The organism is Dyadobacter sp. (assembly GCF_017744695.1).
Classification (GTDB): Bacteria; Bacteroidota; Bacteroidia; order Cytophagales; family Spirosomataceae; genus Dyadobacter.
The window spans coordinates 697770-719084 of record NZ_JAGIAS010000003.1 but is presented as its reverse complement, the minus strand read 5'-3'; the positions used below and the strand labels follow the sequence as shown (position 1 = coordinate 719084).

The 21315-nt window shown below is 51.0% G+C and carries 17 protein-coding genes; 12 read left to right on the top strand and 5 right to left on the bottom strand.

Features of this window, described 5'->3' with window-relative positions; all coding sequences use genetic code 11:
• Window positions 1-536 precede the first annotated feature (536 nt).
• The 4 genes from J7619_RS14995 to J7619_RS14980 all read left to right on the top strand — a co-directional run bounded on the left by J7619_RS14995 (window position 537) and on the right by J7619_RS14980 (window position 8296).
• Entirely contained in the window at window positions 537-2294 is a 1758-nt protein-coding gene (locus J7619_RS14995) for a DUF4331 domain-containing protein (protein WP_291199725.1), read from the top strand.
• A 25-nt stretch (window positions 2295-2319) separates the two neighbouring features.
• Entirely contained in the window at window positions 2320-4623 is a 2304-nt protein-coding gene (locus J7619_RS14990) for a DUF4331 family protein (RefSeq protein ID WP_291199722.1), read from the top strand.
• Window positions 4624-4688: 65 nt separating this feature from the next.
• Window positions 4689-6005: a lipopolysaccharide assembly protein LapB gene (locus J7619_RS14985; protein WP_291199719.1), complete on the top strand. Its 1317-nt coding sequence runs from the start codon at window positions 4689-4691 to the stop codon at window positions 6003-6005.
• Between the two features lie 32 nt (window positions 6006-6037).
• Window positions 6038-8296, top strand: a complete 2259-nt coding sequence (locus tag J7619_RS14980; RefSeq protein ID WP_291199716.1) for a TonB-dependent receptor — start codon at window positions 6038-6040, stop codon at window positions 8294-8296.
• Here J7619_RS14980 and eat read toward each other — a convergent pair.
• Both eat and J7619_RS14970 read right to left on the bottom strand, forming a co-directional pair.
• Window positions 8273-9610 (bottom strand): ethanolamine permease, encoded by a 1338-nt coding sequence (gene eat, locus J7619_RS14975; RefSeq protein ID WP_291199713.1) that lies wholly within the window; start codon window positions 9608-9610, stop codon window positions 8273-8275. The genes J7619_RS14980 and eat overlap by 24 nt on opposite strands.
• 108 nt (window positions 9611-9718) lie before the next feature.
• Window positions 9719-10504 (bottom strand): phosphatidylinositol-specific phospholipase C/glycerophosphodiester phosphodiesterase family protein, encoded by a 786-nt coding sequence (locus tag J7619_RS14970; protein WP_291199710.1) that lies wholly within the window; start codon window positions 10502-10504, stop codon window positions 9719-9721.
• A gap of 198 nt (window positions 10505-10702) precedes the next feature.
• Here J7619_RS14970 and J7619_RS14965 point away from each other — a divergent pair, with 198 nt between their 5' ends.
• Window positions 10703-12394, top strand: coding sequence for an amino acid permease (locus J7619_RS14965; protein WP_291199707.1), 1692 nt, complete (start codon window positions 10703-10705; stop codon window positions 12392-12394).
• A gap of 42 nt (window positions 12395-12436) precedes the next feature.
• Here J7619_RS14965 and J7619_RS14960 read toward each other — a convergent pair whose 3' ends face one another.
• The 3 genes from J7619_RS14960 to hxpB form a co-directional block, all read right to left on the bottom strand.
• Window positions 12437-12865 carry a hypothetical protein gene (locus tag J7619_RS14960; RefSeq protein ID WP_291199704.1) on the bottom strand — a complete coding sequence of 143 codons (429 nt, stop codon included), beginning with the start codon at window positions 12863-12865 and terminating at the stop codon, window positions 12437-12439.
• A gap of 110 nt (window positions 12866-12975) precedes the next feature.
• Window positions 12976-14289: a PAS domain-containing sensor histidine kinase gene (locus tag J7619_RS14955; RefSeq protein WP_291200365.1), complete on the bottom strand. Its 1314-nt coding sequence runs from the start codon at window positions 14287-14289 to the stop codon at window positions 12976-12978.
• A gap of 55 nt (window positions 14290-14344) precedes the next feature.
• Complete coding sequence (hxpB, locus tag J7619_RS14950) at window positions 14345-15019, bottom strand: hexitol phosphatase HxpB (protein WP_291199701.1); 675 nt, start codon at window positions 15017-15019, stop codon at window positions 14345-14347.
• A gap of 105 nt (window positions 15020-15124) precedes the next feature.
• Here hxpB and thiM point away from each other — a divergent pair, with 105 nt between their 5' ends.
• The 7 genes from thiM to J7619_RS14915 all read left to right on the top strand — a co-directional run bounded on the left by thiM (window position 15125) and on the right by J7619_RS14915 (window position 21290).
• Window positions 15125-15922, top strand: coding sequence for a hydroxyethylthiazole kinase (gene thiM / locus J7619_RS14945; protein ID WP_291199698.1), 798 nt, complete (start codon window positions 15125-15127; stop codon window positions 15920-15922).
• A gap of 187 nt (window positions 15923-16109) precedes the next feature.
• On the top strand, window positions 16110-16757 hold the full coding sequence (gene thiE / locus J7619_RS14940) for a thiamine phosphate synthase (RefSeq protein ID WP_291199695.1): 648 nt from the start codon (window positions 16110-16112) through the stop codon (window positions 16755-16757).
• A 37-nt stretch (window positions 16758-16794) separates the two neighbouring features.
• Window positions 16795-17616 (top strand): bifunctional hydroxymethylpyrimidine kinase/phosphomethylpyrimidine kinase, encoded by an 822-nt coding sequence (thiD, locus tag J7619_RS14935; protein ID WP_291199692.1) that lies wholly within the window; start codon window positions 16795-16797, stop codon window positions 17614-17616.
• Window positions 17613-18263 (top strand): TenA family protein, encoded by a 651-nt coding sequence (locus J7619_RS14930; RefSeq protein WP_291199689.1) that lies wholly within the window; start codon window positions 17613-17615, stop codon window positions 18261-18263. The genes thiD and J7619_RS14930 overlap by 4 nt, the downstream gene beginning before the upstream one ends.
• 54 nt (window positions 18264-18317) lie before the next feature.
• Window positions 18318-18506: a DUF2281 domain-containing protein gene (locus tag J7619_RS14925; RefSeq protein ID WP_291199686.1), complete on the top strand. Its 189-nt coding sequence runs from the start codon at window positions 18318-18320 to the stop codon at window positions 18504-18506.
• A 1-nt stretch (window position 18507) separates the two neighbouring features.
• Window positions 18508-18909, top strand: a complete 402-nt coding sequence (locus J7619_RS14920) for a type II toxin-antitoxin system VapC family toxin (protein WP_291199683.1) — start codon at window positions 18508-18510, stop codon at window positions 18907-18909.
• A gap of 65 nt (window positions 18910-18974) precedes the next feature.
• Window positions 18975-21290: a TonB-dependent receptor gene (locus J7619_RS14915; protein WP_291199679.1), complete on the top strand. Its 2316-nt coding sequence runs from the start codon at window positions 18975-18977 to the stop codon at window positions 21288-21290.
• The last annotated feature ends 25 nt before the right edge of the window (window positions 21291-21315 follow it).

Sequence of the window (21315 nt, the reverse complement as noted above, 5' to 3'; positions counted from 1 at the left end):
TAAAGTGGGTTATGTTTGGAAGCCGCCGTAACGAAATGCACGGCCGGGATACAAATAATAGGATAATATACGAATTAATTGCAATGTCAGATTTATGGAAATTGTCGAATTATCTTTTACAAAATGCTTTCGAAGTAACCCTGTGTTAAAATAACGGCAAAATGTGCTATTGCACAAGCTGTTGCCCTGTTGTAGCAATAGTTTTACCCTGGTTACTCCGGCGTGCCCGAATCTTTTTAATTTGATTTATTTAATTTAATATTTACATAATTATACGTACTGCCTCTTGGCGACTACAAGTTTTTTTGCCTTTCGTACATCCGGGCGACACATTGATGGCGTATATAAGCCCGAATGGTTGTTAACACCTCAATTGCCCTTCGTTAATAGTTACTTGTAATCTGCCGGTTTTCTTTCGGCAGAGGCTCGTTTTTTTTCCGGGATTTCGGCCCTGTGGGCAGGGTCGGGATTTGCATCGATGTCTTTGCGCTTTCAGATCACATTTATTCCCGTTTCCGTATTTAAACTTTTACCTCATGCAAGTTTCTATGTTGGATCCTTGCAGGTTCAGGAGCATTCTTCTGTGCCTGTTGTTGCTGCCTTGTGCGCTGAGCAGTCTGGCTTCGAGCCACCGCGAAGCGCCGCTGATTTCCAATGATCCGCTCGCCGATAATACGGATTTGTATGCTTTTAAAAGCCCCGATGATCCCAACTCCATTACGATCATCGCCAACTACATCCCGTTCGAATCGCCTGAGGGTGGCCCAAACTATTTCAATTTCGGGCCGAATGTACGTTATGAAATTCATATCAAAAACCAGGCCGGAACGCCCGGCGACGATATCACGTATCGGTTTACTTTTTCAAGTACCAATGAGGACCCGACCACATTTTTCAATATCAGGTTGGGCAAGCAAAACCTTAAAACCACTTACAAATGTGAGAAGAGTACCGACGGCGGTATGACTTTCACGACAATCATCGCCAACGGCGTGGTGCCACCGAACAACATCGGGCCGCGGTCTATCGAAGGAAAAACGGTTGGCCTGGAAGCACCGGACTACAATTCGCTCGTTGAAAAAGCCATTGCAACGGCTTCGAGCGGCGAGAAGGTGTTCTGCGGTCCGGTCGACGATCCGTTTTTCGTAGACCTCGCAGGTGCATTCGATGCTGGTAATTTCCGGCCGGAAGGTAATGCTACCAACGCGCCCAAGGACGGTCTGGCGCGCTTCAATGTGCATACCATCGCTTTGAAAATCCCGGTAAACCTGCTGCAAAAGGATGGTAAAAACGTGGCACAGGCGGCGAATATCCTCGATCCTGACTACGTGATCGGCGTTTGGGCGTCGGCAAGCCGCCAGATGATCAAAACCCTTTACAACGGCGGCGATGTCGGCTATGACGGCCAGTACGTGCAGGTGTCGCGCCTGGGCATGCCGCTGACCAACGAGGCGGTGATCCCGCTGGGCATGAAGGACAAATGGAATGCGGTTACACCGTATGCGGGCCATGACCTGCAATTTGCCAAATACTTCACCAATCCGGAACTGGCACTGTATATGGATGATTCGCAATTCGGAACGGCGGTACCTTCATTGAGCGCACTGCGTATTCAGGCTAATGCGCTGGGTGCATTTGATTTTCGTAATGGCAAATCAGGTTTGTATGGTTTGAAGGGTACTGCGGCATTGGCCGGTACTGCGCTGGACGACGCGGTATTCGGTACGCTGCTGTTGCCCGACAATGCCAGCCCGAGAGCGGTGGATTTGCTGCCTATCTTTTACACCGGTGTGCCGAATCTGGCCCCTTACCAGCTCGCCACAGGCAAGAACAACAACCCGCTGGCCAAAGGAAAACCATTTATCCACAACTTCCTGCCCACACTCGGGGATATGCTTCGCCTGAATATGGCCGTACCCGCAACGCCAAGGGACGATCCGAAATTCAGTCATTTGGGCCTGGTGCAGGCAGCGGTGCTGGGTATTACCGATCCAGCCTACAATGCCAATACCAATCTGCAATGGATACCTAACATGGACGGCTTCCCGAATGGACGCCGGCTGGAAGACGACGTGACGACCATCGAACTGCAAGCTGTGTCCGGCGTGGTACTGGCCGCAGTAGGGTTGTTCTATGACGACGCTACCCCGCAGGCACCGGTTTCGCCGCAGTTGCTTAACGTCCTCACTTTCACCGCCGGCCCTACTAAAAACGACGCAGCGCTGAAAGGCACTTTTCCCTACCTGGCAAATCCATGGAGAGGCTATGACTATCCCGAAAAAGCCCGTTTCTGATCCCACACTTTTAGCAAGAATGAATATGAAAAATCTTCTTTATCTGATCGGGCTACTGGCGATCATTTGTATAGGTGCTCCGGGGACAATGGCCTCGTCGCACCGTGAGGCGCCACTGATTTCAACGGACCCGCTCGCCGACAATACCGATGTGTATGCATTCAAAAGCCCGGTGAACAAGGAAAACATTGTGCTCGTCGCCAACTACATTCCTTTCGAACACCCCGCCGGAGGTCCCAACTGGTATTCGTTCGGAGAAAATATCCGTTACGAAATCCATATCGATAACAATGCAGGAACTCCCGGCGCGGACATTATCTATCGTTTCACGTTCAAGAAAATGAATGAGGACCCGTCCACGTTCTTTCTAATCCGCCTGGGCAAGGAAAACCTCAAAACGACCTACACCTGCGAGCGGAGCACCGACGGTGGCCATAGCTTCTCGACCATCGTGTCGAACGGCATCGTTCCACCGCCGAACATCGGGCCGCGCTCGATCAACAGCACGCCTGTGGGCTTGGGTTCGGAGTACAATGCATTGGTGGACAAAGCGATTATGACGGCCAGCACCGGCGAGAAAATCTTTGCCGGGCCGGTAGACGACCCCTTCTTCGTTGATCTGGGCGGTATTTTCGACCTCGGTAACGTCCGGAAATCGGGCGCGCGTGATGGGGTGGCCAAATTCAACTGCCATTCGATCGTGATCGAGGTGCCGGTTGCTACATTGCAAAAAAGCCACAAGACCGTAGCCGAAGCCAGCAATATCCTCGATCCCGACTATGTGATTGGCGTGTATGCTTCATCGAGCCGCAGGAAGATCACGACGCTCTACAATGGTGGCGACGTAGGTCACGACGGCGATTGGGTGCAGGTTTCGCGCCTGGGTATGCCGCTGACCAACGAAGCCGTGATCCCGGTAGGTATGAAAGACAAATGGAATGCGACATCACCCGCCAATGACTTGCAGTTTGCCAAATACTTCACCAATCCGGAGCTGGCATTGTATATGGACGACTCCCAGTTTGGTGCCGCGGTGCCTGGCCTGGCTGCCTTGCGCATTCAGAGCAAGTCGCTCGGTTCATTTGATTTTCGCAATGGTAAAATGGGCCTTTATGGTCTGAAAGGCAACGCGGCACTCGATGGTACCGCTTTGTCCGAAGCCGCATTCGGAAGTGTGTTGCTCCCGGATGCTACCAGTCCGCGCGCTGTGGATATATTGCCTATTTTCTACACCGGTGTGCCCAATTTGCCTCCGTACCAGCTGGCCACAGGAAAAGGTGGCAACCCCCTCGCAGCAGGTAAGCCATTTATACACAACTTCCTGCCAACTTTTGGTGACTGGCTCCGGTTGAATATGGCGGTTCCGGCAACGCCCCGCAACGATCCTAAATTCAGTTCGTTAGGGCTTGTTCAGGCAGCGGCGCTTGGTCTCACTGATCCGGCTTACAATGGCAACAAGGATTTGCAATGGATCCCGAATATGGATGGCTTCCCGAACGGCCGTCGTCTGGAAGACGATGTAACAACCATCGAATTGCAGGCGGTTGGCGGGGTGGTATTGGCTGCCGTGGGCTTGTGGTACGACGATTTCGTGCCGGGAACATCTACCAGTCCCGTTACGCCGAACCTTGTCAATGTACTGTCGTTCAATGCGGGTGTGACGAAAAACGACACGACGCTGAAATGGAACTTCCCTTACCTGCAAAATCCCTGGCCCGGATTCCGCGGCCCAAGCTATGAAGGGCCGCAGCCAGGCGGCGCGGAACCCCTGGCTGTGACGATCGAGCATTTCGATTGCCTCACCGGTGGCTTCATGTTTGGCCATACGGGCGGTGTACCAGGTAATACCGTCGAGTATTCGGCGGCGGGCGTGGTGAATGGCGGATGGGGTACTTCTGTCAGCCGGATGGTCGAACCGGAATTGTTTAAGGATAACAACAGCAGCGGCGTACTTTGGCTGAAAGCAAGGTACGTGGGCGATCCGTCGTCGGAAGTGACCATGAAGTTTGATTTCAGGGCCTATTGCGGAAGCAAAACATGGCGGCAAGCCGCTCCGGAAGCAGAAGGAGCTTCTGTTCTGTTGAAAGCCGTTGTCATGGGTAATCCGAGCAGCAGCGACGACGTGGTAATCGAAATTCAGGGAGCGGCAGGTAAAGCTGTGCGACTGGATCTCGCGAATAGCAAAGGCCAGGTGATTGGCCAACAGCATATTGGCAAAGCGGTAGCCAACGAAAGGAGAGTTGTGAAACTGAATAATCAGCCGGGAATTTACTTTCTCCGGGTGACTACGGCCAACGACCGCTATACAGTTAAAATTCTCAGAAGATAGTTCAAAAAGCCGGGGGCGTTTGCTCCCGGCATTTCAAATCCTTCCGCATTTAATTTGAAAGCTTTATGAAAACTTACCTTTTAATATTTGTAGCCGCATGGCTCGTGGTAGCCCTCGGTTGTGGTGAAAAAAAGCAAAAGGGGGATTCTGCAAAGAAATCAGCCGCTTCGATGCCAACCGGATCCACGGTTTCCACAGATATTCCTGCATTGTACGAACGCCAGGGCGAGCTGGCTTCGGCTGTCGAATGGCCGAAGACCAAAGAAAAGGTGAAAGAACTGAGGCAGAAGATCGCCGGGAACCCCAGGGACGTCAAACCCCGGTTGCAAATCGCCGTCATTTACCTTTCCGAAGCCCGCATTACCGGTGAGCATCCCTACTACTATCCGGCGGTGTTGAAGGTACTTGACGATGTGCTGGCAATCGAACCGCAAAACTTTGAGGCCACTACTTTCAAGGCTTCGGTGAAAATGTCGCAGCACCAGTTTGCGGAAGCACGCGATCTGGCCGAACAAGCCCGGAAGATCAATCCGAGCAATGCATACGTGTACGGTGTGCTGGTGGATGCCAATGTGGAGCTGGGTAACTATGCCGAGGCTGTGGCCATGTCCGACAAAATGCAGGAGTTGAAACCTTCGCTGGAATCCTATTCGCGCGCATCTTATCTGCGCGAAATTCATGGAAACTATCCAGGTGCCATTGCAGCCATGAAGCTGGCAGTAGAAGCCGGATTACCCGGTTCGGAACCGCAATGCTGGGCTAAAAACACGCTGGGGCATCTTTATGAAACCACAGGCCAGTGGAAGCAGGCGGAAATCCAATATAAGGAAATCCTCGCCATGCGCCCGAGCTACGCGTTCGCATTACGCGGGCTTGCGCAGGTACGTAAGGCCGCCAAACAGTATGACGAGGCATTGACCGATCTCGATAAAGCTGCGAAAGTAATGCCTGAATTTTCTTTCCATGAAGAAATGGCCGATATCTTTGCACTGCAGGGTAATAAACAAAAGGCCGCCGAAAAATACCGGGAAGTCGTGAAGATGCTGGATGAAGATGCCCGTTCGGGACATGCTGTTGACCTGGAACTTTGTAAATTGTATACCAAAACAAACCAACTGGACTCCGCTATCGCATACGGTTTGAAGGAGTATGCCAGGCGTCCGAACAATATCGACGTCAACCATGCATTGGCGGTGGCCTATTTCAAGGGGCAAAATAATGGCAAGGCGAAGCTGCATATGAAACTGGCATTACGTACAGGTAGCCGTGATCCGGAATTGCTGCAAGTGGCCAGCGCCATTGCGATGGCTACCGGCGACAAAGCACAGGGAAACCGTTTGTTGGTGCAGGCAAGAAAAACGAATCCCGGATTTGTACTCTGAGGCAACAAGCAATATCACTCACCGACTTTTCTATGAAGAAATTTATATTACTGTTTTCTTTTCTGATCGTCAGCCTGAGGGCGTTGGCCCATCTGGGTGGGATTTCGGGCGTGGTGTACGATCAGTCGACCCGGCTGCCGCTTAAAGATGTGACGGTGCAACTTTCCGGAACGGGAAAGGCTGCCATCACTAACGAACTCGGGCAGTATCGTTTCGAGGACCTGGTGCCGGCACGGTATAAAATCGAGCTCTCGCACGTGAGCTTCCGCGCACAGGTGGTAGAGGTGAATGTGATTTCGGACGAGACTGCCTTTTTGAAAACAGAATTGGTCACAGCTAATGTAGAACTCAGCGAAGTGACGGTTTCCAGCCGGCGGGCACACGACCAGCAGCTGATCAGTAATCTCGACATTCGGCTGCGTCCGATTACCAACTCGCAGGAAATCCTGCGTATGGTACCGGGATTGTTTATCGGGCAGCACGCGGGCGGCGGAAAGGCAGAGCAAATATTCCTGCGTGGTTTCGATATCGATCACGGGACGGATATCCGGTTGACGGTCGATGGCATGCCGGTGAATATGGTCTCGCACGCGCACGGCCAGGGTTATGCCGATTTACATTTTGTAATTCCTGAACTGGTCAATGCCGTTGACTTCAAAAAAGGGCCTTACACTACCGACAAGGGTAATTTCAGCACCGCGGGCTGGGCCGATTTCCGGACGAAGGACGCGCTCGACAAGTCGTTCGTCAAACTGGAAGCGGGACAATTCGATACTTATCGCGCGGTAGCCGGCATTGACCTGCTGGGAAAGAAAGGAAGGGAGCAAAACCAGGCTGCCTACATTGCCTCGGAATATTCATTTACCAATTCCTATTTTGATAACCCGCAAAACTTCAACAGGCTGAATGTAGTGGGCAAATACCACGGGCATATTACCTCCAACACGAATCTGACATTGACAGGCTCTACATTCTGGAGCAAATGGAACCACTCCGGGCAGATCCCGGACCGCGCCGTGGAGTCGGGACTGATTGGCTTTTACGGTTCCATCGACCCGACGGAGGGCGGAGAAACCAGTCGGACCAATTTTAATGCCCAGTTCGTGACGGTTACACCGCGCAATTTTGTGATCAAAAACCAGCTTTTTTACAGCAATTACAATTTCGAACTGTATTCCAACTTTACATTCTTTCTCGAAGATTCGCTGAATGGCGACCAGATCCGGCAGAAGGAGCGTCGTAATCTGTATGGTTATAACGGGAGTATTTCAAAGGAATCTTATATTGGAAAAACCAACTGGGTAACTACGTTGGGTGTGCAGTACCGTCACGATCTCACACGTGGTACCGAGCTTTCACATACTAAAAACCGGACCGAAACGCTCGATCCATACAAGCTGGGGAACATCAACGAGTTGAATGCATCCCTGTATCTCGATGAAGCAGTGCGGTTTAACGACCGTTTCTCTGTTAATGCGGGTGTTCGAATAGATTATTTCAGGGATCAATACGAGGATCTTCTTGTGCAGCCTGTTATGAAGCAACACGCCGCTGATGCCATTGTTTCGCCTAAACTCAATTTTTACTACACATTTAACCCCAACCTGCAACTCTACCTGAATACCGGAAAGGGCTTTCACTCGAATGATACCCGTGTGGTGGTGCCCCAGGGAGGCAAGCAGATTTTACCGGGAGCATATGGTTCTGATTTGGGAGTGATCTTCAAGCCATTCCCCAAAATGGTAGTCAATGCAGCCGCCTGGTATTTGTGGATGCAGCAGGAGTTTGTGTACGTGGGCGATGCGGGCGTGGTAGAGCCCAGCGGGAAGTCGCGCAGGCAAGGGCTCGACCTGTCGGTCCGGTACCAACTCACCAAAACGCTCTACGCCGATGCCGATTTCAATACGGCCAGGCCCAGGGCCGTCGGAGAAATGGAAGGAGCAAACTACCTGCCATTGGCCCCCGTATTCACTTCTGCGGGCGGGATATCCCTGCAAATGCCGAACGGACTGAATGGCTCGCTCCGCTATCGCTACATCGCCAATCGCCCTGCCAACGAGGATAATTCGATTGTGGCGAAGGGCTATTTCGTGAGCGATATGCAGCTGAATTATACCAAAAGCCGGTACAGTGTAGGTCTTTCAGTGCAGAACCTGTTCAACACCCAGTGGAAAGAGACCCAGTTTGCGACGGAAAGCCGGTTAAAAGGTGAATCCGAACCTGTGGAGGAGATCCATTTCACGCCGGGAACACCGTTTTTTGCCAAGTTAGGCGTGACGCTCTTCTTCTGAGTGTTGTAAAACTTCCAGTTTTTTGTGACGGCCTGTCAGGCTAAAAATAACGGCAACCACCACGAGCCCGCCAAAGAACCAGAGGCTGAGCTTCCAGTTGTAGTACACGATCGCGATCAGGCATAGAATGGAAATCGCCAGTGCAATAGCCGGAAAATAGGGAAATGCGGGTACCTTGAAAGGCCTTTCAAGGTGTGGTTCCTTGTTTCGAAGGGCAAAAAGTGCCACCATACTGATAATGTACATGACCACGGCGCCCAATGCGGCGAGGATAATGACCTGGTCGGTCGTTCCGAGTGATAATGCGAGGCAACCCGCGACACCGCCCGCGACCAGCGCCCAGTGCGGTGTTTGAAAACGGGCATTGACGTTGCCAAGGAATGAAGGCAGGTAGCCTTCCCGCGCGAGCGCGAAAATCTGTCGGGAATATCCAATCACGGTTCCGTGGAAGGATGCGATAAGTCCAAAAAGGCCCAGGCTGGCAAAGAGCTGCGTAAGCCCGCTGTTGCGGCCGAGCACAATGCCCAATGCTGCGGGCAGGGGATAGTCGATGTCGCTCAGTTGCTGCCAGGGCGCGATACCGCCGGTAAAAATCATGACTGCCAATGCCAGCACCACCAGGGTAAGAATACCGTAAATGTAGCCCCGCGAAATGGTCCGTTTCGGATCTTCCACTTCTTCCGCCACCATCGCTACCCCTTCGATAGCCAGGTAGAACCAGATCGCAAACGGCAGCGCGGCAAATACCCCGGCCCATCCGAAAGGCATGGGTTCGGAGACAAAGGTCTGGTATGAGAAATGCGGGGCGACGATACCGATGTAAATCAGCAGCTCCACTACCGCCAGCAGCGTCACTACAAGCGAAAAAGTAGCCGATTCTTTAATCCCCATTAAATTAATGACTATAAAAATGGCATAGCACGCAAATGCGACTTCCAGGACTTGCAGATTGGGATAGAGGAAATGGGTGTAGCTGCCAAGCGCAAAGGCAATGGCAGGAGGTGTCACTAGGAATTCAACGAGTGTGGCATAACCCGCTATGAGCCCGCCCCACCAACCGAATGCGCGGTAAGCGTAAGAAAACGGCCCGCCCGCCTGAGGGATGGAAGTCGTGAGCTCGGTAAAACTGAAAATAAATGTCACGTACATGACTGTCACTACGAGCGTCGCGATCAGAAAGCCGATGGTCCCCGAGACGCCCCAACCGTAATTCCAGCCGAAATATTCGCCGGAAATGACCAGCCCTACGGCAATGGCCCAGAGGTGGATCGGTTTGAGGACTTTTTTGAGCGCAGCGGTTTGTTCAGCAGACATGAAGGACAGGTTTGACTAATTGATGGCAGTACAATATAGTCTATAACTCTTCCAAAGCCATTTGATACTACTGAAAAATTATCCCAGGCCATATTTTGTTTTGCAAAACTACCTGGGTGCAGTACGGAGGTAGTCGCCCAGCTCGCGAACTTTGTCGGTATTGAGGTAATCGACACCCAGGGCCATCATGGTTTTCCAGGAGTTGATATTGTCGGGAGTGGCCCAGATCCGTACCTTTTTGCCGAGATCATGCACGTCGTTGATCATTTTCTGGATCTTCTTTTTGTCTTTTTCTAGAAGTGGGCCTTCACCGTTCCATTTGGAATATTGCTGAAATGCCTGGCTGATCAGCCCCACATGTGCCAGCTGTGCCGGCGTGTAGACTTTTTCCGGGCGACCGTCGAAATAGATAAAGTTAGGGTAACGTTCGAACAGGCTGGGATCAGGCACATTGCCGCTGACCACGATTTTGACGCTGCCGGCCGGCGCTAATATATGCTTATGCGGTTCCAGGGCTTTGATCAATGCCGCCAAAGTTGGTTCGCCTTCCGTTTTGAGGTCGATCAGCAATTGGAGCGGCACATTATCCTGTGCATAAATGTGGCCGCCGTTCTGCTGTACTTTTTGCAGAATCGGAAGCAGGTATAATGTGGCGAAAGTCCGGTTAGGACGAATGTCTTTCAGGTTATGCGCTACGAAAAGCGAGTCGTTGACGAGGAAAATATCAGCTTCCACCGATCCGAACTGCTGTTCGTAAGCATCCTCAAACGGACGTGCGTGTTCATAATCATTGTGAGAATGTGCCTGGGCGGTGGAATAGGACTTAACGCTTTGGGCTGCAATGAATTGAAGGGACAGCATGACGCTGATGAAGCATGTAGCGATTTTTTTCATGGGCAAATTGGTGGAACGGAGTAACGGGGATTAGTTCGATAACGCAATCATTACCTGTTTGATTTCCCTTGTGAAGAATTTTCTACGGATTTTTTGGGATAAAAGGAACAAATTTTCAGCCAATGCCGGGATCGTTTTAGAATATCATTATTTTTAGCCCTGCTTATTACAAACTGATACCTGATAAATAGCGCCTGCATGAGCCAGAATTCTCCTCTTTTTCGAAAAAAATCCGTCGACCAAATTCTGAAAGATGCCCATTCGGGAGGCGAAGGGGAATTAGCCAAAGTACTGGGGGTACGCGACCTGGTGTCGCTCGGTATCGCCGCCATTGTCGGTGCGGGGATATTCAGTACGATCGGTCTGGCGAGCTACAACGGCGGTCCGGCAGTGTCGTTGCTCTTTGTATTTACGGCCGTTGCGTGTGTGTTCACGGCGCTTTCGTATGCGCAGTTTGCAAGTACGGTACCCGTGTCCGGCAGCGCATACACGTACGCATACGTGGCATTCGGGGAGCTGTTCGCGTGGATTATCGGCTGGGCGCTCATCCTCGAATACGCCGTTTCCAATATGGTAGTGGCTATTTCCTGGTCGGAGTACTTTGTGAGTATGCTCAAAGGTTTCGGCATCACCCTGCCCGGCTGGCTCACGATCAACGGCGAATCGGCGCGTGAGGCATTTCAGAAACTGCAAAGCGTGGGCGCGGCCCAATTGTCGGATTATGAACGTTTTGCGGCTGCGGCCTACGAATCGGCGCCTACGATCGGCGACTTCCATGTTCTGCTCAATCTGCCAGCCGGTCTGGTGACGCTGCTGATTACCGCATTGGTTTATATTGGTATACGCGAGTCGCGCACAGCGAGTAATATCATGGTGGTGCTCAAAGTAGGGGTCGTCTTGCTCGTGATACTTGCAGGAGCATTTTATGTAAAGCCGGAAAACTGGTCCCCGTTTGCTCCAAATGGGGTTAAAGGCGTGCTCAGCGGTGTGGCTGCCGTGTTCTTCGCATTCATCGGTTTCGACTCTATTTCCACCACCGCCGAAGAATGCCGCAACCCGCAGCAGGACATGCCAAAGGCGATGATCTATTGCCTTGTTATTTGCACGATATTATACGTCCTCATTACGCTTGTACTCACCGGAATGGTGAACTACACCGAACTGAAAGTAAGCGATCCGCTGGCATTCGTATTTCAAAAGAATGGCCTGGATTTTATGGCGGGCGTCATTTCGGTAAGCTCGGTGATCGCGATTACGAGCGCGTTACTCGTTTATCAACTGGGGCAACCGAGGATTTGGATGACCATGAGCCGCGACGGGCTGCTCTGGAAACGTTTTGCCAAAATCCACCCTAAATACCAGACACCGTCCTTCGCGACGATCGTAACCGGCTTTGTGGTAGGTATTCCCGCACTGTTTTTCAAAATGGATTTCTTCGTGGATCTGACGAGCGTAGGGACATTCTTTGCATTCATCCTGGTGTGCGGTGGGGTGCTTTACCTGGATCACAAAGGCATTTCGGCGCGGTCGAAGTTTCGCGTGCCTTACATAAATGGTAAGTACCTGGTGGGGATCCTGTTTTGCCTCGCGATCGTGGGCCTGCTTACTTATGGAAAGAGCGTAATTGTCGAATGGCGGATGCTCAGTTTCACTGAAATTATGGAGCACAAGCTACTGACGATCATTTTCTGGATAACCTGGTGTACACTTTCTATTTTGAGCTACCAGCATAATTTCTCGGTGCTGCCGGTTGCCGGAATCCTCACCAATTTGTACCTCATGACCGAGCTCGGTGCTTCCAACTGGCTGATTTTCGTGATATGGCTCGTGATTGGTCTGGTTATTTATTTCAGCTACGGATACAAACAGAGCAAACTGGCACAAAAATAGGGAAGCTGTTGGGCTCCCCTTTTTACGGTTTCAGTTCGAAGGCTATTTTTTCTCGATTTTCAGCTGGATCGAATACTTCGCTTTGGTACGGGTAGTATCGCGGGTATTCGGGTAGGGATTGACCGCGCTGAGCACGAACTTGTATTTTTGCCCGGCGAAGGTCTTTTCCAGTGTATCGGAGCCGGTTGAGGCATTGCACTCGCCCAGGCACATTTTGACGTGTTCCTTAATGCCCCCTTCGGTAGTTACGCCTGAAAGCAGCAGGTCTACCGAGGCCCGCCCTCCCCATATACACACTACATCTTCCGGACAACGGCTGTCGTCAACTTCAAAAAACGTCAGCGTCGCGGCGGGAACATCGTTCAGTGTAACGGTCTCTTTGTATTTGATGCCATCCTCCCGCTTATCTACAACTGTACTTTTGCAGGCCGCCGCCATTACAGCAAAAAGCACGAAAACATACTTTTTCATCAGGTTCTCATTTAGGTTTGTTGCAAGACAACGAGGTGGGGGAGAAGGTTGTAACGTTAGGAATTTTTGACGGCCGACGGCGGTCGATGGTCGGCCGTCGGGCCGCAGGCCTAAAACACCAACGTAAACACCGTCCCCTTTCCTACCTGCGATTCAACGTTCAGCTGTCCGTTATGTTGCTGCAGAATCTGCCGGGAGAGGCTTAGCCCGATGCCGGAGCCGGTTTTTTTGGTAGTGTAGAATGGAATGAAGATATTCTCCAATGCCTCTGGCTCGATGCCGTCGCCGTTGTCTGCCACTTCTATCATCACCGTGCCATCGACCTGGTAAGCCGAGAGCGTGATGAGGCGGTTGGTTTGGTTTGAAAATGCTTCCGAGGCGTTTTTAATGAGGTTGATCAGTACCTGCTGGATCTGGCTTGCATCGGCTTTTACGGTGAGTGTCTCCGGCTTTACAGACAGCTTCCAGAGCACGCCGGATTGTGTCAGGTCCGTTTGAAGCAATTGTAATACTTCCTGCAAAAGCTCGGCGACTTCCAGGCTGGCGAATACCGGCTTGGGCAAGGTGGTGAAATCGCGATAAGCGTTCACGAACTGCATCATGCCTTTGCTGCGCTTTTCGAGCGTCGATAATGCTTCTTTCAGGTCGTTTACGGCTTCCTGATCATTTGTGGACCGTTCTATATCTTCATTAACGATCAGGCGCATGGTGCCGACGAGCGAAACAATGGGCGTCATCGAGTTCATGATCTCGTGCCGCAGCACCCTGGTGAGGTTTTGCCAGGATTCGATTTCCTGTTGCTGCAACTCGGTCTGGATGTTTTGCAATACCACAATTTTAACCCACATCCCGCGCAGCTGAATAGCGGCTGCCTGCAATGCGAGTGGCTGGTCGTTGGGCGTGCGGTAAAGGTCGCGGACGCCCGTGTCCAGGTCTGAGAGCAGTTCATAAAGGCGCGGGTGCTTCTCTTTGAGTTCAATCAGCTGATGGAGGCGGTAGATACCCAGCATGCGCAGCGCGGCATTATTGATGAGGTTTACCTGACCGTTGGCATCGAAGGTAATGAGACCGGTTCCGATATGCTGGACAATGGTGTTGAGGTATTGCAAATTGGCCTCTTTCTCGGCGCGCGCCTGCCTGAATGCGAGTAAAACTTCGTTGAACTGCTGGTTAAGTTCTTTAAAGGTCCGGCCCATCTTATTGTCCGACCGGAAGTTGATCGTAAAGTCCGAATACCGTACGGATTCGAGGAAGTAAGTCAGCTTGCGGTTGACATTCGTGACATATTGGTATAGTAGCGAACCCTGAATGAATATGAAAATGGTGCCGAGGATGTACACCAGCGTTTCATTGGTGTGCTTGGACGCCAGCCAGGCGAGGGCAATGACGCTCAGGACAATTATTATTATCCTGATCATAATCATAATACTGAAATGCCGGAGTCCGATCATGCGGGGTAAGCGGGAATAGGGTCGAGGTTTAGTTTTCGATCACACTTTGCGGCACACCCGACATTTCGCTTAAAATGTACTTTTCAAGCGAAGGGATCTTGTAATGTGCCATATCAAATTTTTTATCTTCAAAAACTTCCGCTGCGGGTACCGAAATCGTGATCATACCTGCTGCGTGTGCCGCGCGCAGGCCCGCGTGCGAATCTTCGAAGGCAATGCATTCTTCGGGCAAAACACCGAGTTTCTTAGCCGCCGTGAGGTACACCGCGGGGTGGGGCTTGGTGTATTTTTCCAGCTCGCCGGAATGCCAGGTGTCAAAATAGTCAATAATTTCCAGTCTTTTTAATACCCCTTCAATCAACTCCATATGCGAGGCCGACGCGACTGCGAGTTTCAGGCCCTGTTTTTTCAATTCTCTGACCAGTGTAACGGCACCCGGCATGGCTTCGGCATGGGCCAGGATATCATGATGTGCCTTTTCAAGTATTTCAGTTTCAAGCTCTTCGAATGATGGTGTATTCCAGGGCTGGATTTGGTGGCAAAAGTCAAGAAATAGCTTGATAGACAATCCGGTAGTCTGGAGGCGAAGTGCTTCGGTGATTTCAAAATTGACTTTTTGCATGACAGAACGCGCTGCTTCCGTCCACATCGGTTCGGAGTCGATGAGCAGGCCGTCCATATCGAAAATTGCTGCTTTGATCATGATCAGGGAAGTGTGGAGATTTTTGATAACCACCCAAAACTACTACATTCGCTCGTGACGTGGAAGGAGGATCGGTTAAAAGGAGAAGGCATTAAATTAACCCCAATGACAATTCAACTCGAAACAAACCTCGAAAAACTGCGTGCCTCGGCGCCGCTGGTACATAATATTACCAATTTCGTTGTGATGAACTTCACTGCCAATGCTTTGCTGGCGGTGGGCGCATCACCCGTGATGGCGCACGCGGTGGAAGAAGTAGAGGACATGGTTTCCATCGCCGGTGCGTTGGTGATCAACATTGGCACGCTCTCGGCGCATTGGGTGGCAGCGATGAAGCTGGCGATGAAAAAGGCGACCCAACTTGGCAAACCGATTATTCTTGACCCGGTAGGCGCCGGTGCAACGCCCTACCGGAACAAGGTGCTGACTGAGTTACTCGAAACCGCGCCGCCGACTATTATCCGCGGCAACGGGTCCGAAATACTCGCATTGGCCGGCGCCAGCATTCGGACAAAGGGTGTCGACAGCACAGCCGACTCGATGGATAGCATCGGCGCCGCGCAAGCATTGAGCGCGCGCTTTGGCTCGGTCGTGAGCGTAAGTGGTGCGGTGGATGTGGTCGTGCATGGCAGTCACACTGGCTGGGTTTCCAATGGTGTTCCCCTGATGACCAAAGTGACCGGCATGGGTTGCTCCGCTTCCGCCATAACCGGTGCATTTGCGGCGATTTGCAGCAATCCGTTCGAAGCGGCGGTTTCGGCAGCGGCTACCATGGGTGTTTGCGGGGAATTGGCCTATCGAAATGCCAAGTTGCCCGGCTCGTTCCAGATTGAGTTTCTGGATAAATTGGCGGAAGTCGGTCCGGCGCATCTGGCAGAATTGAGTAAAATCAGATTGGAATAGTAACAAGTCGCGTAGCGATGAAACATTGGTAGTGACGGATTGTAATCGTATGTTTGAAAATCCCGTCAGGGATGTAACAATAGAATAAATTGGCATGGTTGTTACATGCCCAAGCATTTCCGAAAATTGAAGATTGCATGATTTACTACCAATATTACATGCCTGACGGCATTTAAATGAGTGCATTATGTTGAACCTCGAACTATATTTGGTCACCGACGAAGCCGCATGCCTTGGCCGCGACTTTTTCTGGGTTGTGGAAGAGGCTGTGAAAGGCGGCGTTACGATGGTGCAGTTGCGGGAAAAATCGCTTTCCACTCGCGCATTTATCGATCGCGCGAAGCGTTTGAAAAACCTTTTGGAAAGTTATAATGTGCCTTTGATCATTAATGACCGGGTGGATGTAGCGTTGGCTGTGGATGCGGACGGCGTGCATATCGGGCAGAATGATATGCCCTTCCAGACGGCCCACCGATTGCTGGGCGAGGGCAAAATCATTGGACTATCGGCTGAAAAGCAATCCGACGTCCTTGAAGCGGAGCATTGGAACCTGTCGTACCTTGCCGTGAGCCCGCTTTTCGCAACTCCTACCAAGACAGATACGGAACAGCCGTGGGACCTTGAGGGGTTACAATGGGTGCGACAGCAAAGCAGGCATCCGCTGGTAGTGATCGGCGGGCTCCACACGGGCAACGCGCACGAAGCCGTTTTGAACGGGGCGAATGGCATCGCGGTGGTATCGGCTATTTGCAGCGCGCCATCGCCACGTGAGGCGGCCCGGGAACTTAAAGCAATTATTCAGGAATCTATATTGTGGCCGGCGAAGAGCTCCTGACAAAACCTGACCATTCCTGACCATCAAAATATTCAAAATGAACCGTTACCCAACTGTACTCACCATTGCCGGATCCGATAGCGGAGGTGGCGCTGGCATCCAGGCCGACCTCAAAACGATCGCCGCATTGGGGGCCTACGGAACTTCGGCCATTACAGCGCTCACAGCCCAGAACACACAGGGCGTGCGGGCCATCCATCCTGTACCACCGGTATTCTTGCAGGAGCAATTGGAAGCTGTTTTTGAGGATATTACCGTAGACGCCGTTAAAATCGGGATGGTGAATACCGCGGAAGTGGCGCTGGTTATCGCTCAGGCGCTGGATCGTTTCAAACCGTCTTTTGTCGTTTTTGACCCTGTAATGGTTTCCACCAGCGGCTCCAAATTGATTCAGGATGAGACAGTCGCAGTGCTCTGGAAGGAGCTTTTTCCCCGAGCAGACCTCATTACACCTAATCTTGATGAAGCGGAAATACTGATTGGCGGCCAGATCCGCACGGCTGCTACAATGAAAGGTGCGGCTATTCAAATGGTGGAAAAAGGTTGCAAAGCTGTGCTGCTGAAAGGCGGCCATCTGGTCGCGCCGACCATTTACGATGTGCTGGCGCAAAGAGGGCAGGAGCCGCTGATCCTCGAATCGGATTACATCGACAGCAGGAATGTGCACGGCACCGGCTGTACCTTGTCGTCGGCCATTGCCACATACCTGGCCAAGGGTAATTCCCTGACGGAATCGATCATTTTTGCCAAGGAATACATCGCCGGAGCGATCAGGGAGGGTAAGGACGTCGTTACAGGTCACGGTCCCGGACCGCTGAATCATTCATTTTCACCACTTTCCATGCAGATTCTATCATGAAATTTACCGACCTGCTCTGGGCCGAAGCGCTATCGATATTTGAAAAAATACGGCAACACCCGTTCAATCAGGAGTTGAAGGAAGGAACATTGCCACTCGAAAAGTTTAAATTTTACATTTACCAGGATTCCCTCTACCTGGCCGATTTTGCCCGTGCATTGGCAGTAGCCGGTACCCGGGGCGGTAACAGCCACGAACTGCTCGATTTCCTCCAATTTGCACAAAACGCGATTCTGGTAGAGCGCGCATTGCACCTGGGATATTTCAAAGAATACGTCATCGATTACCAATCGGGCAAAGCACCCGGCTGTTTCGCATACACCAATTACCTGATGGCAACCAGCGCATTCGAACCCTACGAAGTGGCTGTTGCTGCATTGCTGCCCTGTTTCTGGATTTACAAGCAAATCGGGGACTACATTTATGCCAATCAGGCAAGTCCGAATCCCTATCAAAACTGGATCAATGCCTATGCTGGCGAGGATTTCGCCCATTCCGTGCAGAAGGCACTCGACATTTGCGACCGGCTGGCCGAGCATGCTTCGGAGCCGACGCGGAAGAAGATGATCGAAGCTTATGTGACTGCTTCGCGGTTGGAATATGTGTTTTGGGATAGTGCTTATCGGTTGGAGAGTTGGGAGGTTTGAGATGGGTGGTATGTCAGGAGATATTTTTGTAAATTTGATTAAACGAAAACTCTTATGACAGATACACGACTATACCTCACGCTATTGGAACTGTCCGACGAAAACAAAAAGGCAGTGCTGAAATTTATTGAATCACTTCCCAAAGAGCCGAGACCACCCCAGAAGCGAGTAGCTGGTCTGGCGAAAGGCATGATCGAAATCAAGGATGGGTTTGACGATCCGATTGATTTTAACTGGCTTTAAAATGGATTTACTATTGGATACGCATGCTATCGTTTGGTATATTACTGAGGATAGCAGACTTCCTATGTCCATACGTCGGCAGATAGAAGATTCAACCAACAAATGCTATGTCAGTATTGCATCTCTTTGGGAAATGGGTATCAAGCACGCGATAGGAAAGCTGGCACTGCATGAAGGGCTAAGTGCTGTATTAGAAACAATTGAAATGAGCGGGATCAAACCGTTGCCGATAGGGCTCGATCACATACTGTCGACAAGCAAATTACCGTTGCATCACAATGATCCATTCGACCGGATGATCATTTCCCAATGCTTGTTAGAGCAGATGACAATGGTTTCCTGTGATAAACAGTTTCGTCACTATAATGTACCTGTCATCTGGAACCGTTTAGAGGATTGCTGAAAAAAAATCAACAAATTTTTAGGGGCACATCAGGCTGAGTTGTCAGAATTACAAAACAACCAGCCATGAAAAAATTTATCTTGACCTTAATGGCCGGGGCCGTGAGCGCCCTGGCCTTTGCTCAGCCTGCCCAGACTGTTAAGGGACGGGTGATCGATACCGAATCACAACAACCCGTAATAGGTGCAAACGTGATCGTGACTTCCGTGACGCCTATCATCGGCGGCGTGACCGATACCGAAGGGAATTTTCGCATCGAGAAAGTGCCGGTCGGCCGCCATTCTTTTAAAATTACCAGCATGGGTTATGACGATGCATTTGTGCAGGAAATCAATGTAGGCTCGGGGAAAGAGGTTGAGTTGAATATCAAGCTTACAGAATCTTTCCGTGCGCTGAATGAAGTGGTTGTGAAGGCGCAGAAAGAGAATGGTGCCCCTTTAAACGATATGGTGAGCGTAAGCGGCCGCTCATTTACTGTCGACCAGACGAAACGCTTCGCGGCCTCGGTGAACGACCCGGCACGGATGGCGATGTCGTTTGCTGGTGTAGCGGCTACCGATGATGGTAGTAATCAGCTTATTATCAGAGGAAATAGCCCGAAGGGAATGTTGTGGCGCATGGAAGGCGTCGAAATCCCCAATCCGAACCACTTTGCGCAGGAAGGCGCGAGCGGCGGGGGAATCAGCGCATTGAGTGCGAACGTGCTGGGGAACTCCGATTTCCTCACCGGTGCTTTCCCAGCCGAATATGGCAATGCAACATCCGGTGTTTTTGACCTCAAACTCAGAAAAGGGAACAATGAAAAACGTGAATACGCGATGCAGGCCGGTATTCTTGGGCTTGATTTTGCCGCCGAAGGCCCCATTGGCGCGAAGGGCGGCGCTTCTTATCTGGCCAATTACCGCTATTCTACTCTTTCCGTTCTTAATAAGATCGGCGTTAATCTTAACGGCGATGCTTCGATTGATTTTCAGGACGGCGCTTTTAAGGTATATATTCCTTACGACGACAAGGTGGTGGTGAGCGTCTGGGGAATGGGCGGTATCAGCACTTCAAAAGTCAACGACGACGATTGGAAAGAGACATTCAAGTCCAATCGTGGTATGGTCGGAGTGAATTACCTCCGTTATATCAACAGCAAATCCTATATGGAAAACATTGTCTCCTATTCAGCCACGAGCCAGACGGGCGATTTTTATGATAAAAATATCGACGCTACTTATCAGCAGAAATTTGTAAACCAGGCACTTAGACTCTCCTCTCTATATAATTACAAACTCAATGCACGTAATACCGTTCGGCTCGGAGTGATCATCAATCACCTGGATTTCAACTTGTATGACAAGGACAATGAAGACGGCCCCTACGAAATCAATGTGGACCGGAAAGGGAATACGCAGCTGTTTCAGGCCTATGCGCAATGGAAGTCACGTTTAACGCCAACCGTTACGCTGAATGCAGGCCTGCATGGCATGTTGCTCGGGCTGAACAATCGGTATTCGATCGAGCCACGTGTGGGGGTAAGATGGGCGGTTGCGCCGCGTTCGACAGTGAGTTTCGGTGCCGGTTTGCATAGTAAAACGGAATCCATCTCAACCTATTTTGCGCAGGTGAAAGTGTCGGAAGACAAGACTGATTTACTCAATAAAAACCTTAAACTAACCAAATCGGCGCATTTGGTGGCGGGTTATGAGTTCAGGCCGTCGGCGAGCTGGCGCGTACTTGCGGAAACGTATTACCAGCATCATTATAATATCCCGATCGGTCCTGCGAACACGACGACGCCCTATTTGCTCTATAATTCGCAGTTGAATGAGATCAGCGGTTTTGTGAGTGATTCGTTGACAAGCGATGGTAAGGGGCGTAGTTATGGTTTGGAGTTGACTGTCGAGAAATCGCTGACTGCCGGTATTTACCTGATGAGCACGACTTCGCTGTACCAATCCAAATACACCGGCCGCGACGGTATCGAGCGCGATAGTCGTTTCAATGGGAAATACGTTCAGAATCTCCTGGCTGGTAAGGAATGGAGGGTTGGCAAGAGCAAGACTAATATTTTCGCGGCTAATATCAAGCTCCTGGCGGCTGGCGGAAATCGCTACACGCCGATCGATCTGGAAAAATCAAGGGAGAAAGGCCGCACGGAACGCGATTGGTCACGGAGTTATTCGGAACAACTGCCTGCCTACTTCCGCACCGATCTGCGGGTGAGTTATACCAAAAATAAAAAGCGCACCACATCGACCATCTCGCTCGATATCCAGAATGTGACCAACAGGCTGAATGCCTTCGATTACACTTATAACAAGAAAGAGGACAGGGTTAAGCTGATTACCCAAACAGGAATGCTGCCGATCCTGAATTATCGCCTCGAATTTTAAGACAAATCTTTGGAACGGTTGTTTT

Coding starts and splice junctions, on each gene's coding strand:
- J7619_RS14995 (WP_291199725.1), top strand. CDS start 537: ATGCAAGTTTCTATGTTGGATCCTTGCAGGTTCAGGAGCATTCTTCTG.
- J7619_RS14990 (WP_291199722.1), top strand. CDS start 2,320: ATGAAAAATCTTCTTTATCTGATCGGGCTACTGGCGATCATTTGTATA.
- J7619_RS14985 (WP_291199719.1), top strand. CDS start 4,689: ATGAAAACTTACCTTTTAATATTTGTAGCCGCATGGCTCGTGGTAGCC.
- J7619_RS14980 (WP_291199716.1), top strand. CDS start 6,038: ATGAAGAAATTTATATTACTGTTTTCTTTTCTGATCGTCAGCCTGAGG.
- eat (WP_291199713.1), bottom strand. CDS start 9,610: ATGTCTGCTGAACAAACCGCTGCGCTCAAAAAAGTCCTCAAACCGATC.
- J7619_RS14970 (WP_291199710.1), bottom strand. CDS start 10,504: ATGAAAAAAATCGCTACATGCTTCATCAGCGTCATGCTGTCCCTTCAA.
- J7619_RS14965 (WP_291199707.1), top strand. CDS start 10,703: ATGAGCCAGAATTCTCCTCTTTTTCGAAAAAAATCCGTCGACCAAATT.
- J7619_RS14960 (WP_291199704.1), bottom strand. CDS start 12,865: ATGAAAAAGTATGTTTTCGTGCTTTTTGCTGTAATGGCGGCGGCCTGC.
- J7619_RS14955 (WP_291200365.1), bottom strand. CDS start 14,289: ATGATTATGATCAGGATAATAATAATTGTCCTGAGCGTCATTGCCCTC.
- hxpB (WP_291199701.1), bottom strand. CDS start 15,019: ATGATCAAAGCAGCAATTTTCGATATGGACGGCCTGCTCATCGACTCC.
- thiM (WP_291199698.1), top strand. CDS start 15,125: ATGACAATTCAACTCGAAACAAACCTCGAAAAACTGCGTGCCTCGGCG.
- thiE (WP_291199695.1), top strand. CDS start 16,110: ATGTTGAACCTCGAACTATATTTGGTCACCGACGAAGCCGCATGCCTT.
- thiD (WP_291199692.1), top strand. CDS start 16,795: ATGAACCGTTACCCAACTGTACTCACCATTGCCGGATCCGATAGCGGA.
- J7619_RS14930 (WP_291199689.1), top strand. CDS start 17,613: ATGAAATTTACCGACCTGCTCTGGGCCGAAGCGCTATCGATATTTGAA.
- J7619_RS14925 (WP_291199686.1), top strand. CDS start 18,318: ATGACAGATACACGACTATACCTCACGCTATTGGAACTGTCCGACGAA.
- J7619_RS14920 (WP_291199683.1), top strand. CDS start 18,508: ATGGATTTACTATTGGATACGCATGCTATCGTTTGGTATATTACTGAG.
- J7619_RS14915 (WP_291199679.1), top strand. CDS start 18,975: ATGAAAAAATTTATCTTGACCTTAATGGCCGGGGCCGTGAGCGCCCTG.